Source organism: Bradyrhizobium sp. USDA 4503, assembly GCF_054055815.1.
The window spans coordinates 5,300,984-5,315,286 of the sequence record NZ_JBSRXS010000001.1; the positions used below are offsets into that span (position 1 = coordinate 5,300,984).

General features: G+C 61.1%; 20 protein-coding genes. 10 read left to right on the forward strand and 10 right to left on the reverse strand.

Annotated elements, in window-relative coordinates:
* The first annotated feature begins 4 nt into the window (after positions 1 to 4).
* From ACVMIH_RS25430 to ACVMIH_RS25445, 4 genes are read left to right on the forward strand one after another with little or no spacing between them, the layout of a single operon-like run.
* Positions 5 to 853 (forward strand): hypothetical protein, encoded by an 849-nt coding sequence (locus ACVMIH_RS25430; protein WP_456863792.1) that lies wholly within the window; start codon positions 5 to 7, stop codon positions 851 to 853.
* A complete protein-coding gene (locus ACVMIH_RS25435) occupies positions 846 to 1,415 on the forward strand; it encodes a type II toxin-antitoxin system VapC family toxin (RefSeq protein WP_456863795.1) in 570 nt (189 codons plus the stop codon). The genes ACVMIH_RS25430 and ACVMIH_RS25435 overlap by 8 nt, the downstream gene beginning before the upstream one ends.
* A complete protein-coding gene (locus tag ACVMIH_RS25440; RefSeq protein ID WP_456863798.1) occupies positions 1,369 to 1,542 on the forward strand; it encodes a hypothetical protein in 174 nt (57 codons plus the stop codon). The genes ACVMIH_RS25435 and ACVMIH_RS25440 overlap by 47 nt, the downstream gene beginning before the upstream one ends.
* Positions 1,539 to 1,862, forward strand: a complete 324-nt coding sequence (locus ACVMIH_RS25445; protein ID WP_456863801.1) for a hypothetical protein — start codon at positions 1,539 to 1,541, stop codon at positions 1,860 to 1,862. Before ACVMIH_RS25440 ends, ACVMIH_RS25445 begins: the two co-directional genes overlap by 4 nt.
* A gap of 73 nt (positions 1,863 to 1,935) precedes the next feature.
* Here the strand turns inward: ACVMIH_RS25445 and ACVMIH_RS25450 are convergent, their stop codons facing one another.
* Together ACVMIH_RS25450 and ACVMIH_RS25455 are read right to left on the reverse strand one after the other, a co-directional pair.
* Positions 1,936 to 2,181, reverse strand: a complete 246-nt coding sequence (locus ACVMIH_RS25450) for a hypothetical protein (protein ID WP_456866553.1) — start codon at positions 2,179 to 2,181, stop codon at positions 1,936 to 1,938.
* Positions 2,182 to 2,681: 500 nt separating this feature from the next.
* Positions 2,682 to 3,695: a 1-aminocyclopropane-1-carboxylate deaminase gene (locus tag ACVMIH_RS25455; RefSeq protein WP_057021182.1), complete on the reverse strand. Its 1,014-nt coding sequence runs from the start codon at positions 3,693 to 3,695 to the stop codon at positions 2,682 to 2,684.
* Positions 3,696 to 3,856: 161 nt separating this feature from the next.
* Between ACVMIH_RS25455 and ACVMIH_RS25460 the strand changes: the two genes are divergently transcribed.
* A complete protein-coding gene (locus ACVMIH_RS25460; RefSeq protein ID WP_057021181.1) occupies positions 3,857 to 4,321 on the forward strand; it encodes an Lrp/AsnC family transcriptional regulator in 465 nt (154 codons plus the stop codon).
* A 185-nt stretch (positions 4,322 to 4,506) separates the two neighbouring features.
* Positions 4,507 to 5,664 carry an Ig-like domain-containing protein gene (locus ACVMIH_RS25465; protein ID WP_456854504.1) on the forward strand — a complete coding sequence of 386 codons (1,158 nt, stop codon included), beginning with the start codon at positions 4,507 to 4,509 and terminating at the stop codon, positions 5,662 to 5,664.
* 20 nt (positions 5,665 to 5,684) lie between these two features.
* On the opposite strand, the gene ACVMIH_RS25470 is transcribed toward ACVMIH_RS25465, so the two are convergent.
* Positions 5,685 to 6,065, reverse strand: a complete 381-nt coding sequence (locus ACVMIH_RS25470) for a c-type cytochrome (protein WP_229189985.1) — start codon at positions 6,063 to 6,065, stop codon at positions 5,685 to 5,687.
* 153 nt (positions 6,066 to 6,218) lie between these two features.
* On the opposite strand from ACVMIH_RS25470, the gene ACVMIH_RS25475 reads away from it, so the two are divergent.
* Positions 6,219 to 7,022 carry an NAD-dependent protein deacetylase gene (locus ACVMIH_RS25475; protein WP_076834846.1) on the forward strand — a complete coding sequence of 268 codons (804 nt, stop codon included), beginning with the start codon at positions 6,219 to 6,221 and terminating at the stop codon, positions 7,020 to 7,022.
* A 156-nt stretch (positions 7,023 to 7,178) separates the two neighbouring features.
* On the opposite strand, the gene ACVMIH_RS25480 is transcribed toward ACVMIH_RS25475, so the two are convergent.
* The 6 genes from ACVMIH_RS25480 to ACVMIH_RS25505 form a co-directional block, all read right to left on the reverse strand.
* Positions 7,179 to 7,475 carry a hypothetical protein gene (locus ACVMIH_RS25480; protein WP_057021179.1) on the reverse strand — a complete coding sequence of 99 codons (297 nt, stop codon included), beginning with the start codon at positions 7,473 to 7,475 and terminating at the stop codon, positions 7,179 to 7,181.
* Positions 7,472 to 7,750, reverse strand: coding sequence for a cell division topological specificity factor MinE (minE, locus tag ACVMIH_RS25485; RefSeq protein ID WP_026192121.1), 279 nt, complete (start codon positions 7,748 to 7,750; stop codon positions 7,472 to 7,474). The genes ACVMIH_RS25480 and minE overlap by 4 nt, the downstream gene beginning before the upstream one ends.
* On the reverse strand, positions 7,750 to 8,565 hold the full coding sequence (gene minD, locus ACVMIH_RS25490; protein ID WP_057021178.1) for a septum site-determining protein MinD: 816 nt from the start codon (positions 8,563 to 8,565) through the stop codon (positions 7,750 to 7,752). Before minD ends, minE begins: the two co-directional genes overlap by 1 nt.
* Before the next feature lie 21 nt (positions 8,566 to 8,586).
* A complete protein-coding gene (minC, locus tag ACVMIH_RS25495; protein WP_028335249.1) occupies positions 8,587 to 9,303 on the reverse strand; it encodes a septum site-determining protein MinC in 717 nt (238 codons plus the stop codon).
* Between the two features lie 179 nt (positions 9,304 to 9,482).
* Positions 9,483 to 9,824, reverse strand: coding sequence for a hypothetical protein (locus tag ACVMIH_RS25500; protein WP_456782899.1), 342 nt, complete (start codon positions 9,822 to 9,824; stop codon positions 9,483 to 9,485).
* A gap of 221 nt (positions 9,825 to 10,045) precedes the next feature.
* On the reverse strand, positions 10,046 to 10,306 hold the full coding sequence (locus ACVMIH_RS25505) for a hypothetical protein (protein ID WP_076834843.1): 261 nt from the start codon (positions 10,304 to 10,306) through the stop codon (positions 10,046 to 10,048).
* 579 nt (positions 10,307 to 10,885) lie between these two features.
* Between ACVMIH_RS25505 and ACVMIH_RS25510 the strand changes: the two genes are divergently transcribed.
* A complete protein-coding gene (locus tag ACVMIH_RS25510; protein WP_028335246.1) occupies positions 10,886 to 11,122 on the forward strand; it encodes a DUF6894 family protein in 237 nt (78 codons plus the stop codon).
* A gap of 623 nt (positions 11,123 to 11,745) precedes the next feature.
* Positions 11,746 to 12,162, forward strand: a complete 417-nt coding sequence (locus ACVMIH_RS25515; protein WP_083715236.1) for a VanZ family protein — start codon at positions 11,746 to 11,748, stop codon at positions 12,160 to 12,162.
* 52 nt (positions 12,163 to 12,214) lie between these two features.
* Here ACVMIH_RS25515 and ACVMIH_RS25520 read toward each other — a convergent pair whose 3' ends face one another.
* Positions 12,215 to 12,871 (reverse strand): LuxR C-terminal-related transcriptional regulator, encoded by a 657-nt coding sequence (locus ACVMIH_RS25520; RefSeq protein ID WP_225162391.1) that lies wholly within the window; start codon positions 12,869 to 12,871, stop codon positions 12,215 to 12,217.
* A 460-nt stretch (positions 12,872 to 13,331) separates the two neighbouring features.
* Between ACVMIH_RS25520 and ACVMIH_RS25525 the strand changes: the two genes are divergently transcribed.
* On the forward strand, positions 13,332 to 14,252 hold the full coding sequence (locus ACVMIH_RS25525) for a LuxR C-terminal-related transcriptional regulator (protein WP_057021175.1): 921 nt from the start codon (positions 13,332 to 13,334) through the stop codon (positions 14,250 to 14,252).
* Positions 14,253 to 14,303 lie beyond the last annotated feature (51 nt).

Sequence of the window (14,303 nt, forward strand, 5' to 3'; positions counted from 1 at the left end):
AGGCGTGACCGAAAAGATAACGATAACTGTTCGCGCCTCTGGCGCACATCCCGACGTCTTGACCGTTCAGGACGCAATGCAACAGGTATTGGATTTTTTCAATCTCCTATCTGCTGGACCCAAAGGCGATCAGGGGATCGAATGGAAGCTCTCTCGGGCAAGCACGAATAGTCCTTTCGAGGTTACGGGAGAGGCTGTCAGCCTTGAGCCGGGAGTAGACGTTTCTGTCATTGCGCGGATGGAAAAGAACAGCGTCATAGATGGCCTCAGGACAATTGAGCGAGGCGAAATACCCGACATCAATACATGGGGGAAAAAGCGAATCGAAATCGCTGAGCACCTATACCGCAGAAACTTAAACGGCGTCGGCGTGACGACTGTTGATTTCGAAATCGGAGAGCCGTTTCAAATTACGCCTGCGTTCGCGCGCAAGGCTGTTGAGACTCTTGAGCATAAAGAGCATCCAGAACTTTATGATTTCAAGCATGCGAAAGAGGAAGTTGGATCTATCGAAGGGGTCTTCAGCAACCTGGACACTTATAGAGGGCGCCCCGCGATCTCCGTTGTCGATAGCAGAACTAAGAAGCCGGTATGGTGCGTGCTGAGCGGTAGCCTGCAGACCGAGTTGGCGAACAAAGCCAGATACGAAGATTTTTGGAAACATAGCCGCGTCATTGTCAGTGGCACTATAAAATACGGAAAGAACGGCGCGATAGCTCTCGTTGAGGCTCGCGACGTCCGTAAGATTCAAGAGCGAAAGGTCACTCTTGAGGACATCAGAGACAGGGATTTCACATCCGGCCTCTCCATTAGCGAATATCTTAATCGATTGAGAGACGGGACTCTTGGTTGAGAAAACGAAGTACTATTGGGATGCGTGCGCGTGGATCGCTTTGATCCAGCAAGAGGAAGGTCGATTCAGCAGATTGAAACACCTTATTGAGCAAGCGCAATCAGGTGGCGTTGAAATCTGGACCTCAAACTTTACTCTCGCAGAGGTATACAAGCGCCCATTGACAAAAGGGCTTGCGAAGCAATTGCCGCCCGACAAAGACTCCGAGTTCGAAGCATATATTCTGCAGAGCTTCGTAACGCGGGTACAAGTCGATTACGATGTTGGGACCTGCGCGAGAACGTTGCTCCGCAAGTATCCGACCATCGTGAAGCCGCAAGATGGAATTCATGTTGCTACGGCGCTTTTGAACAACGTCGATGAACTTCATACGTTCGACCATGAGAATCTCATCGATCTATCGGGGAAGATCGCGCGGCTGGATGGCAAAATGCTGAAAATTTGTCTGCCGCCAGAGCCGCCCAAGCCGGCCGAGCCTGTCGCGCCCCCGAAAACCCCTATGGAAGAGTTCATTGATGAATCCAAAACTGAAGACGCAAAAAAAGCATCGGGATCAGCCTGACAACCCCGAGCATTCGAAAGCCTTCATCGACAAGGCTCGCGAGATCGAGGCGGACGAAGACAAATCCGCTGCGGACGAACTCATGAAGCGGCTGGCGACGAAGAAGCCTGAGCCACGCAAGAAATGAATGAGGACGAAGCCGGGGTGGCGTTTGGCCTTGTTGTCGCTATCGGCGGCGTAGTCATTGGACTATGCGGGCCCGCAGTGATCGCCTACCAAGGCCTCCTATGGCTACAGAACGGCGTCTGGACACCATTTGCCATTAGAGACGCGCTCGCGATCATCCATCTCGGAGCAACGATTCCAGACCCATCCCTGTCGTGGATAGGCGTTCAAAAGATTGTTGTTTGGTTGCTGGATTTTCCGCTTTCCATCGGGCTCATAGTTTCCGGTTGGCTCACCTGCATTGGCGGCGTCGGTATCTTGGACGAGGCGCGCGGAGGTTAGTGGTACTTGTCAAGTATATAATCCCCCTAACCAGGACAGCAGCTCAACCGGAGCATTGCCGCCAAGGCGGACGCTATTGCGGCTCCCCGACCGAGGAGCGCGCCGGCGGATTTGGATCGCTGAACCAGTACCAGGATGCGAGGGCATGGACGCCGACGCCGATCAGGAAGATGCCGGCATAGAGCTCGACTGCGTGATTCATCGCCAGCAGGCGGGCGTGCCGCGCGGTGCCGTGGCCCTGATAGGTCCAGACCCAGTGCCCCACGGCGACGATGCCAACGCCGAGCGCGGCGATGGCTCGGCCGGCCGCATTCATCATCCTCACGCGATGGTCTCCCAACTCGCCCGGCCCAGTGAAATTACCGGGCGAAGCTGACGCGGACCTGACGTGGGACATCGAACGTAGCCCGGATGGAGCCAACGGGTCGCGCGAACGCGTGGCCGATGACAGGCTCCGCCAAATCCGGGACTTTCTATCCGCGCTGCTGAAGCCTGCCGGACTACGCTTTGCTTCATCCCGGCTACGGACTTCTCTTCCCCTTCCCCCTGAAAGGGGGAAGGTCGGGATGGGGGTCAGCTACAGGCGACGCTGCAAGCGGAGAGAGCAGATCCCCACCCCCTTTGCTCTGCGAGCAAAGCGACCTCCCCTTTTCAAGGGGAGGTAAGAATGCATAGCCCGGATGCAGCCAACGGGTCGCGCGAACGCGCGCCCGATGACAGGCTCCGCGAAATCCGGGGATCGTGCCGCCGAGAGACCTTACCGGATTGCGCTTCGCTTCATCCGGGCTACGAAGCCACGAAATTAGAAGCCCGCTCGCCTCAGCCGTTCCTGAACGCGTAGGCGTAGCCGTTGAGCGCCGGTGCGCCGCCGAGATGGGCGTAGAGCACCTTCGATCCGGCCGGGAAATAGCCCTTCTGCACCAGATCGATCATGCCCTGCATCGACTTGCCTTCGTAGACGGGGTCGGTGATCATGCCTTCCAGCCGCGCGCTGAGCCGGATCGCCTCCTTGGTCTCCTCCGACGGCACGCCGTAGGCGGGATAGGCGTAGTCCTCGATCAGCACGACATCATCCTCGACGATGTCGCGGCCGAGCTCGACGAGCTTTGCGGTGTTCTGCGCGATCGACAGCACCTGCGCCTTGGTCTGCGCGGGCGTGAACGAACCGTCGATGCCGATCACGTTGCGCGCGCGCCCATCGGCGGCGAAGCCGACCAGCATGCCGGCATGGGTCGAGCCGGTCACCGTGCAGACGATGATGTAGTCGAACTTGACGCCGAGCTGGCGCTCCTGCGCGCGCACCTCCTCGGCGAAGCCGACATAGCCGAGCCCGCCAAATTTGTGCACGGAGGCGCCGGCCGGAATCGCATAGGGCTTGCCGCCCGCCGCCTTCACTTCCTCGATCGCCTGCTCCCAGCTCTTGCGGATGCCGATGTCGAAGCCTTCGTCGACCAGCCGCACATCGGCGCCCATGACGCGCGAAAGCAGGATGTTGCCGACGCGATCATAGACCGCGTCCTCATGCGGCACCCAGCTTTCCTGCACCAGCCGGCACTTCATGCCGATCTTGGCCGCGACGGCCGCGACCATGCGGGTGTGATTCGACTGCACGCCGCCGATCGAGACCAGCGTGTCGGCATTGGAGGCGATCGCATCGGGGATGATGTATTCGAGCTTGCGCAGCTTGTTGCCGCCATAGGCGAGCCCGGAATTGCAATCCTCGCGCTTGGCATAGAGCTCGACCTTGCCGCCGAGATGCTTTGACAGCCGATCGAGCTTCTCGATGGCAGTCGGCCCGAATGTGAGTGGATAGCGCGCGAACTTCTCCAGCATGCTGGCATCCTCTTTGGTGGTCTGAAACGGCGACCACAGCTATCACCCCTGGCGCGAAAGGTGCTCTCTAACTCAGCTTGCACAATTGCCGAAGATTGCCGGATCTGGCCCTGATGGTATATTTTCTCTCATGAAATCGACCAATAGTGAGAGATTCTTCCATGTCCGCCCGACTCGACCGCATCGACCTCAAGATGTTGAGATTGCTGCAAAAGAACGGCCGGCTCAGCAATGCCGAGCTGGCCGATCAGGTCGGCGTCAGCCCCGCCACCTGCCATCGCCGGACGCAAGCGCTGTTCGACGAGGGTTATCTCAGCGGCGTCCGCGCCATGGTGGCGCCGCGCAAGCTCGGCAAGGGCACGTTGGTGATGGTCGGCGTCGTGCTCGACCGCTCGACACCGGAAAGCTTTGCGAGCTTCGAGCAGGCGGTGGCGAAGCTCAAATGCGTGCTCGACTGCCACCTCGTCGCCGGCGATTTCGACTACTTCCTCAAGATCCGCGCCGGCGACGTCGACGACTTCAAGCGCATCCATGGCGATCAGCTGATCGCGCTGCCCGGCGTGCGGCAGACCCGCACCTTCTTCGTCATGAAGGAGGTGGTGGACAATGCGGCGCTGGAATTTTGAACCTGACGTGATCCCGACCCGGGCCGGGCGCCGCGAGCCGCCAGATCGGCCGGCCTGCCCGAGAGAAGTAATCCCTTCATCCGACTTGATGGCCGGCGCAAACCGGCGCAGTCTCTCACTAAATCCCCGCGGGGGGCGGGGGTCGCGCGCGGATGCGCGGGGGACATCATCCGCGGATGACAATCATGAACGCCACGGCGATCCGACTGGTCATTCCGTTGCTGGCACTTGCCGCCGGCGGCACGGCGGCGCTCGTCTTCGGCATCCGCCAAACCCAGCAAATCCTGGGCGGGAGCACGCCTTTGACGGCGACGGCACCATCCGCGCCAGCGGCTCCGGCGCGAGACCAAAACAAGACCGCGCTGGCAAAGGCGCAAACCGAGACCGCGGCCTTGGCCGACGTGCTGGCGGGACCGGCGCCAGCACCAGGCGGCGACGCGGTGCCGGAGTTCGACGTCGTCAACATAGAGCCGACCGGCGAGACCGTTGTTGCCGGCCGGGCGCTACCGGGCACGACGGTGGAACTGCTGCGCAATGGCGAGGTGCACGATCGCGTCGTGGTGGACAAGTCCGGCCAGTTCGTCATGGTCCCGCGCCCGCTTCCGCCGGGAAACTATGACCTCACCCTGCGCATGACGCGCGACGGTAAGCAGGTGACCTCCAAGCAAAGCGTGGCGGTGGCGCTCGAGGCTGCGACGCGGGAGCGGCCGATGGTGGCGCTGATGGCACCGGACAAACCGGTCCGCGTGCTGTCGCAACCTGCGGCCACGGCGCCGGCCGCTGGGAAAGTGGCCATCGAGGCCGTCGAAACCGAACCGGACGGCAAGCTCCATGTGAGCGGTCAGGCAGCTCCCGGCGCGACCGTCAGGCTCTATCTCAACGGCAGCTTGATCACGTCCGCGACGGCCGACGAGGCGGGACATCTCTCGGTCACGATCAACAAGGGCGTGACCGCCGGCAACTATCAGGTGCGGCTTGACGACGTCGATCCCAGCTCCGGCAAGGTCCGCGCGCGGGCCGAGGTGCCGTTCAACGTTCCGGACATGATGACGACCGCATCGATCCCGGCATCGCCAACCTCGTCCGGCCGCGCGGATGTGGTCAAACCGCAGCTCGCCGCGGCGGCAACCGCCACCGCATCCGATGTGAAGTCCCCCTCCGCCGTGATCGTGCCGAAGATCACGACGACCACCGTCGCCCGCGGCGACAGCCTGTGGCGGATCAGCCAGCGCGCATTCGGCGCCGGACAGCGCTACGCCGTGATCTATCGGGCCAACTCGCAGCAGATCCGCAATCCCAATTTGATCTATCCCGGCCAGGTCTTCGTCGTGCCGGCAAGGTGAGACCGGCCTTCCGCCAACGGTCACTTGCCGGGGGATTTCAGGAACGCCACGATCCTGGCGCGATCCTCCGCCGAACGCACGCCGGTATACGGCTTCATGCCGTTGCCCGACACCACGGCCTCGGGATCTTCGATGAAGCGCAGCAGCGTGCTCTCATCCCAGACGATGTCGGATGATTTCATCGCCTCCGAATAAGGGAAGTCCGCAACCGACCCGGCTTTGCGGCCGACGACATTGTGCAGGTTCGGGCCAACGCGGTTGTCGCCGTCCTTGACCGTGTGGCAGGTGCGGCAGGAATTGTTGAACGCCTGCTCGCCGGACACGCCCGCATCCTGACCATGGGACGGCGATGAGGCCAACGACATCAGCCCGCAAACGACGACGATGAATCCCGGCCGCATCGATCACTCCGTCGGCAATTGCGCCAGGCAAACAGGCGCGCGCAGCACCACGCCTCGGGTGCCATGCCGTCAACGCAGAGGCGGCGTGAAAGGTCCGCTCGCGGCAGGCCCCACATCTGGCGCAGATACGCACGCCGCACTAGATGTGCTGCCATGCCACACCCCGCCCTCGAGGATTTCGTCGCCGGCCACCAGCGCCTGTTTGTCCTGACCGGGGCGGGCTGCAGCACCAATTCCGGCATTCCTGACTATCGCGACAGCGACGGCAACTGGAAGCGGACGCGCCCGGTCACCATCCAGGCGTTCTTGGGCGAGGCGGCGACGCGGCAGCGCTACTGGGCGCGCAGCATGGTGGGCTGGCGACGGTTCGGCCGCGCCGCGCCGAACGGCGCGCATCGCGCGCTGGCCAAGCTCGAACAGCAGGGGCGCTGCGAGCTGCTGCTGACCCAGAATGTCGACCGCCTGCACCAGGCCGCCGGCAGCCGGCGGGTGATCGACCTGCACGGCCGATTAGACGTGGTGCGCTGCCTCGGCTGCGGCGCGACGATGCCGCGCGAACAATTCCAGCACGAGCTCGCGCAACGAAACCCCGCCTGGCTCACGCTCGATGCCGCCGACGCTCCCGACGGCGACGCCGATCTCGAGCAAGATTTTTCGTCGTTCGTGGTGCCGGCCTGCGAAGCCTGCGGCGGCGTGCTGAAACCCGATGTGGTGTTCTTCGGCGAGAACGTGCCGCGCGATACGGTCGCGTCGGCGCAGGCGCATCTCGAGCAGGCCGACGCCGTGCTGGTGGTCGGCTCCTCGCTGATGGTCTATTCCGGCTTTCGCTTCGTCCGGATGGCAGAGCAGCACGGCCTGCCGATTGCCGCCGTCAATCTCGGCCGCACCCGCGCCGACGAGCTGCTCACCCTCAAAGTCGAGGATAGTTGCGAGAGCGCGCTGGCGTTTTTGCTGTAGGTCGCTGCTCTCTCCACGTCATTGCGAGGAGCGATAGCGACGAAGCAATCCATCGAGCCGCCTATGCGGAAAAATGGATTGCTTCGCGGAGCCTGTCATCCGGCGGCGTCTTGCGCCGACCGGGTGGCTCGCAATGACGACGGGAGAATTATCGCACTACGCGCGGTGGCGCGGCGCCTTGGCCATCGGCATGTTGGCGTTCCAGTGCGTCCAGCTGACGCTGGCGAGGCTGCCGAGGTCCGTCGCCAGCGGGCGACGGGTCCGGCGCTCGTACTCCGCGATGCAGCGGCCCGACTCGCCGATCTTGCGCTGCAATTCGTCGATCGTCATCTGCGTCGCGCGGCCGCAATTGGCCTTGCCGAGCTGATCGGCCTCGATCGCCCTCAACGCCGCCCGCAGCTTCTTGAGCTGCGCGCGCTGCCAGGCAATGTGACTATCGCTGTCTGCCGTCATGTGGCCGCCACCATCTTCGATCGTTGCACGCCATTGGGAACCTCGATGTCGACCTCGAGCATCGAGACGAACTTGCCACGGTCCATCCGGACCACGACCTTGTCGGGGTCGACGTCGATATGCTTGGAAACCACGCTCAGGATTTCCGAGCGAAGTGTCTCCAGGAGATCTGGCGCGCCGGTCCGGCCACGCTCATGCGAAAGCAGGATCTGCAACCGCTCCCGCGCGACGGGCGCCGATGCGGCGCGGCCGCCGAACAGCCGCATTACGTTCATCATGCCGCCCTCCGTCGCAGTAGCCGATCCATCAGTCCCTTGCGTTGAACCGGCACGGTCATCTCCACCGCCTCGCCCATCAGGCGGCGCACCGCATCGGTATAGGCCCGCGCCGGCGCGCTGCTTGCTGCGTTCAGCGTGACCGGGCAGCCGACATTGGAGGCGCGCAGCACGTCCTGGCTTTCCGGGACGATGCCGAGCAAGGGGGTCGCAAGGATCTCCAGGATATCGTCGATCGAGAGCATCTCGCCGCGCGCCGCGCGGCCGGCATCATAGCGGGTGACCAGAAGATGCTTCTCGACGCGCTCGCCGCGCTCGGCGCGGACCGTCTTGGAATCGAGCATGCCGATGATGCGGTCGGAGTCGCGAACCGACGACACTTCCGGATTGGTGACGATAACGGCCTCGTCGGCGTAGCGCATCGCGAGCGTCGCGCCGCGCTCGATGCCGGCCGGGCTGTCGCACAGGATCCAGTCGAACTTGGTCTTGAGGTCGGCGATCACGTGCTTGACGCCCTCTTCGCTCAGCGCGTCCTTGTCGCGGGTCTGCGACGCCGGCAGCAGCCAGAGATTCTCCAGCCGCTTGTCGCGGATCAGCGCCTGCGGCAGCTTGGCGACGCCCTGCACCACGTTGATGAGGTCGAACACCACCCGACGCTCCGCGCCCATCACCAGATCGAGGTTGCGCAGGCCGACGTCGAAATCGATGACGACGACGTTCTGACCCATTTGCGCGAGCGCCGCGCCGAGCGCGGCGGTTGAGGTCGTTTTGCCGACCCCGCCCTTCCCAGACGTCACGACCAATACCTTGGCCATTCTCTCTCTCCTTGTGGTCGGTCAGTTCAATGGTGTAATGCGCAGCATTTCGCCCTCGAGCCACGCCTGGGCGGGCCGGTTGCGCAAGCTGTCGGCGATTTCTTCCGCAGTCTGGTAGTAGCCATCGATCGCGAGCAGCTCGGCCTCGATCCTCTGGCAGAAGATGCGGGCCGCCGAATTGCCGTTGATGCCGGCCATCGCGCGGCCGCGTAGCGTGCCATAGACATGGATCGAGCCGCCGGCGACGATCTCGGCGCCGGAGCCGACCGAGCCGAGCACGGTGACGTCGCCCTCGGCAAACACGATCGACTGGCCGGAACGGACCGGGCTCTCCAGCAGCAGCGACGGCAACTTGGTCTTGTCCTTGTCCTTGTTTTTTTCCTGCACCTGCGGCTTCTGCGGCTCGACATGGGTGATCGCGCAGGCCCTGCCGCCGGTCAGAAGCGGCGGCATGTTGGCGCCGAGCTTCGATTCGTCGACGCCCTCGATGCCGAGGATGCGGATGTTGCGCTCGCCGAGGCTGCCGATCAGATGCGCGATCGCGGTCTGGCTGAGATCGACCGCCGAGAGGTCGAGCACGATGGGCTTTCCGGTGAAGAAGCCCGGCGACTTCGCCAGCGTCGCGTCGATCTCGGCCAGCCAGGACACGACAGGCACGACCGGCGAGAAAACGAACGCAACGTAGGAACGGCCGCGCATGCGGACCTGCTGACGTGCGACCTGTTGAGTTGCGTCCATCGCCCCTGACTCGGTTGTCTTGTCGAATGGTTAACAATCGGACCGCATGGTTAATCAAAGGTTAACGCGGTCAGGGTTTTCACCGATTTGAGCAGCGCTCGCCCCGGGGCCTCGAAACGCGCTTTGGCGTTTGAACAGGTGCGGAATTGGAGGAGATGCGGCCGCGTTTTTGAGCTGGATCAATTTTCTTCGCGCCAGTCGGGGTTATCATTGCGCGAGCGTTTGCAGACGACGTCATGACCCAAACCTACTGGATTGAGATCCTGCGGTGCCCGAAATGCCGACGCACGGGCCACGCTGAGCTTTCCGAGGTCGCCCCGCTTCGCAACCGAATTGTTCGGGTTTCGGAGGAATTCGAAGTTCGCGCCGACGAGCGCGGCGACGATTTCCAGTGCCGAGCCTGCAAGCTGCCAGCCCTGCCATGACAGCGGATGCCTTAACGCGCATCTGCCGATCACGCCGAAAATCATCGTTGTAGCTATTCCGCCTTGATATTCGCCGACTTGACGATCGGCCACCATTTCTCGACCTCGGCGACTGCCTCAGGTCGATCACCCGGACGAGGTCGACGCCGCAATCAAACTCCACCTGCGGGAGTTCGCGCCAACGGCGTGAGGCGCCACTTGGCGGCGGCGAGCGGCGCGAGCTTGCGTCGGACGCAGCTGAGCGCGCGATGTATTTGCTCTACGCCCGCCGAAGACCCGCGACGTCGTCGCGGGCCTTCCGGGAACGGCTATGCCGATCAGTGGACCGAGCGGTCGGTGCGGGCAGCGGCCCGCGCGGTCGTCATCTTGTTGCGGGGCGTCAGAACGCTGAGCTGATGCGGCGTCGCCGATGTGGTCGCAACAGGCGCCTGCTCGCGGGCGTTGGCGGCGCCAATCACGCCGGCCTGCACCGCCGAGATCGGCAGACCCGCAGCCTCATAGGTCGGAAGCTCCGCAGCGGACGCGGCGGTTGCGATCGCGAGAGCGGCGGCAAGGGTGGAGAGGGAAATCTTGATCACGGAAGGCTCCTCAGTGGCACGTGATAAGCAGAGTTAGTCAGCTATTATTGCAATGCAATATCAATGTTGCCGCACCGCACAAATAATTGATCGCCGGCGTCGCTGGCGAGCACCACGGGCCGTCGTGAAAATGCTGCTCGTTAGCTTCGGGTGCTAGGCATTGCCGCACGCTTCCCTGACCATCCGAGAGATCTCGGCGCGTCCGGTGGTCCGCAGCCGTTTCCCGCTGGTCGGCCGCCTGCCTCAGCTTCTGTAACGGCGTGATTGTATTCGCGGTGACGAGCGGCGCTCTCTGCTTCCCGCCAGCCGCTTGCCATTGTCTCGAAATCACGATGACCGAATCGCTGGCTCATTGCCGACAAGCCAACACGAATTCGGCTGGTCTCCTCTGTCGACCCGATGCGTCGCTCGACCTTCCGAACCGATGATGGTGCAGGTCCACGTCGGGGTACCCAACAATGATGATCCGCCCTCCTAGAATAGCGGCTTGCCGTCCGCCTCACCGTGGTGCGATGACACCACTTTGATGCGTCGAGCTCGTCGCAGTCGTCGGAATGTTCGCCTCATCCGGAGACACCAATGCCGCGGTATTTTTTTCATATCCACGGCGGCCATTCAGTGCTCGATGATGTCGGCCTGGATCTTCCCGACATTTTCGCCGCACGGACGACGGCGATTGAACTGAGCGGCGAGATACTCAAGCACGACGTGACGGAGCCATTCTTGCGTCATCTTCGCTGGCATGTCGAAATCAGCGACAGCCCCGAGCCGGGCGGCCAGTCACTGTTCGTCCTTCAGTTTTCCATTGCGGCATGAATAGCAGCGAACGCAGCGCTCGCTTGCGGCGCCTCGTGGCCATCTTCAAACTTCGCGATGGAACGAAGCATGCAAGCTTGATGTCCAGGAGGAGTACTCTGAAAGCCCCGGCGACACGCTGAGCGAAAGCTGCAATTCCCGTCCATTGCGGACGGACCAATCGCCGGCCTGCTTTGGCTCGCAGAAACCAATCACGACTACACAATGGAGAAGAAGCTTTCTGCCGATCAGCTTTCAGATATCACCGCCTGGTGTCTCGAATTTGTATTCGCGCCTAGACCTGACCTCGGAGGTCCCGCATGACAGCAAGGCACATCTGGTACGTCTCCTTCATTGATCAACGCGATGCTCCGCCCGACAGGCACGCACGAAGGACTGCGACATTCGTATCCGAACAGGATGCGAAGCAGTTCACAAGGAAACTGGCGGAGGACCAGCGCATCGAGAGACTTTCAGCTGGAACGATCAACCCGTACCGGCCCAAACGGGTCATCGGATCCAGAGACATTGGCCAGTGGCTTGGCAAAACCTAGCCCGCCATGGTGATCCGCAGTTGAGCTTGCCCCCATCGTGCAACGACGATCCATCTCTTTAAAACGGCCGCGCCTGAAGAGTAGTTGCGAATGCGAATGATGAAACCAGGTTACTGCGCTCTTGCTGAACCACAAGGGATGACGCAAACCGTATTCCGATGCTTGGCTTGGGGTTTGATCCTAGGCCTCTTCATCGTCACCGATACACCGCTGGCATTCCGTCCGCACACGTTGATATCGGCGAACATCGATCGTTTTGCAGCTCTGTTCATTATCGGGGTCGCCTTTTCGCTCGCCTATCCGAAGCACGTGCTGCCAATCCTGCTCGTCCTTCTCGCTATCGTCGTCGGCTTCGAACTCATCCAAAGACTGCTCCCCGACAGACATGGATACGTAAAGGACATGTTCGTCAAAGGCGCCGGCTGTTGTGCAGGCGTTTTCATCGCAACTGCCTTGAGACGCTCGTTTTCCGCAATCTCCAGGCGGACAGACAGCCCGTTGGCCTAGCGGGGATGATCATCGCGCATGAAGCTCGATGAAAAACGCCGGTCCGTCGCCGCTATTCGACGGATGGAGACCCGGTCGGCCCGGAATATGAGACGGCAAGCGTAGCAAGGACGGTCCTGTTGCTGATCTCGAGCTTGCGGAAGATGTGGTGCAGATGAACCTTGATGGTACCGTCGGCCACCTTCAGACGGCGGCCAATCTCCTTGTTCGACAAGCCCTCCGACACCAAACGCATGATCTGACGCTCGCGGTCCGTCAGCACCGCAAGATATTTCTCCGGGATCGTCGTTTGCGCATAAGGGATGGCTTCTTCGTACGAGGGCGGAGGCAATGTCTTCTGGCCGTCGGCGACTTGCCGCAACGTCTGCAAGAGCGTTTCGGGCTCCTCCTCGCTCAGAAGAACACCGCAAGCTCCCGCTGCTGCGAGCATGGCGAGATCGCGATCCTCAACCGAGGCGGCAAGAAACACGAGCCGCACACCAAGCGCCCCGGAGTTTGCGACCTCGAGCATGGCCTGCCCAGAAATGTCAGGCATCGACATGTCCAAAATGGCGATGTCGGGCGCGAGGCTCTGTATTGCCTTGAAGCAGCTCGCAATATCATTGCAGCGAGCAACAACTTTGAAATCACGCTCTGCTTCGAGCAGGCAGTTCAGACCCAATAAAACGACTGGATATCTACTGGCAATGACTACACGACTGAAATGCATTTCCGATCAACCCTCAATCCCCCTCAGTTCAGATCGGCGCCCATGTCATTAATAAGCTACTCCAATATGAGATATTTCAGTAAGGTTTTGTTGTCGTTTGGTCCCGTGAATCTACCGCCTGGAGCGCGCCGATAACCAGATTCCACAACGCGTAATCGCAGCGACGATCCGAGGCACCCTCAGCGAGTGCCTGTCGACCGGGACCGAGAGACCACCCTCGTCAGTTTGGCGGCCCCAAATGCCTATAACCAACGGTATATAGGGATATTGGGGATTAGCATCTAACATTCTTAAATATTTTCGGAGTGAGTTAAGCGCTTTTCGTCCCAGGTTTGTTCTATCGACCGAATCTGAGGAAGCTTGTTTTTACGTCGTTCTTTTCAGCTGGGCGGGCCACCAAAAATGAATCGGGTTCAACCCTTCAACCGCTTGTATCATTGTAGCGTCCGGGAGAGTTTCCATGAGACGACGATATCCTTTTGCCATTGCACTGGTTGGTGAAAATAGTCTTCGCAAAGAAGGCCTTGCAAGAATTCTAAATTCGGAGAATTTCGTCCTAACCTCGATATACGACGCCGATGATTGGCCCAGCGATGAGGCGCTTCAGAAAGCCCCCGCGAGTCCGTCATTGTTCCTCATCGTTCATAGTGGCGATGATTTTCGCCCGACAGTCGAGCAAATCGACTCGTTCAAGCGCCGTCACGCGGATGCACGTGTCGCAGTTGTCGCGGATCACTTTCATCTGAATGATCTGGTTGCCGCATTCCGAGCCGGCGCCACCGGATATTTCATCGACGTGATGAACTGCGACGCGTTCATCAAGTCCATCGAACTCGTCATGATGGGTGGGACGGTATTCCCGCCGGCATTCTTGGAGTCCGCTCTCGAGACCGAGAAACGCGAGGTGGACGATGCTCCTGTACCCAACGATGACGATCATGCCGTCGCAACGGCAGATGACACGCTGGCTCAGCAACTTTCGCCGCGGGAAGTTTCAATTGTGCAGTGCCTGATTGAAGGCGATTCCAACAAGTGCATTGCGCGCAAGATCAAGATTGCCGAAGCCACGGTGAAGGTTCACATCAAGGCGATCCTTCGCAAGATTCGGGTTCAAAACAGAACGCAGGCAGCAATCTGGGGATTGAACCATCGATCTGCGGCTTGGTCGAGAAACAGCAGTTCGGCGCATCAGATCGTTGACGTAACCGAGCGGCTCCTCCCATCTGGCCGGGAAATTCCCAAGATTGCGAGAGCGGGCCGGCCGGCGCCACTTGGCGCGATCGACCATGCGGAGAACTACTTCGAAGTCTCCCTCGCCAACGGCCATACCCGCAAGGACATGAGCTCAAAAGCCGACGGGGCGATCCGACTGCGGAAATAGCTGAGACTCGTCCGGTCTGGCGCATCGGCATCACCGCGCGGGATGATTTCC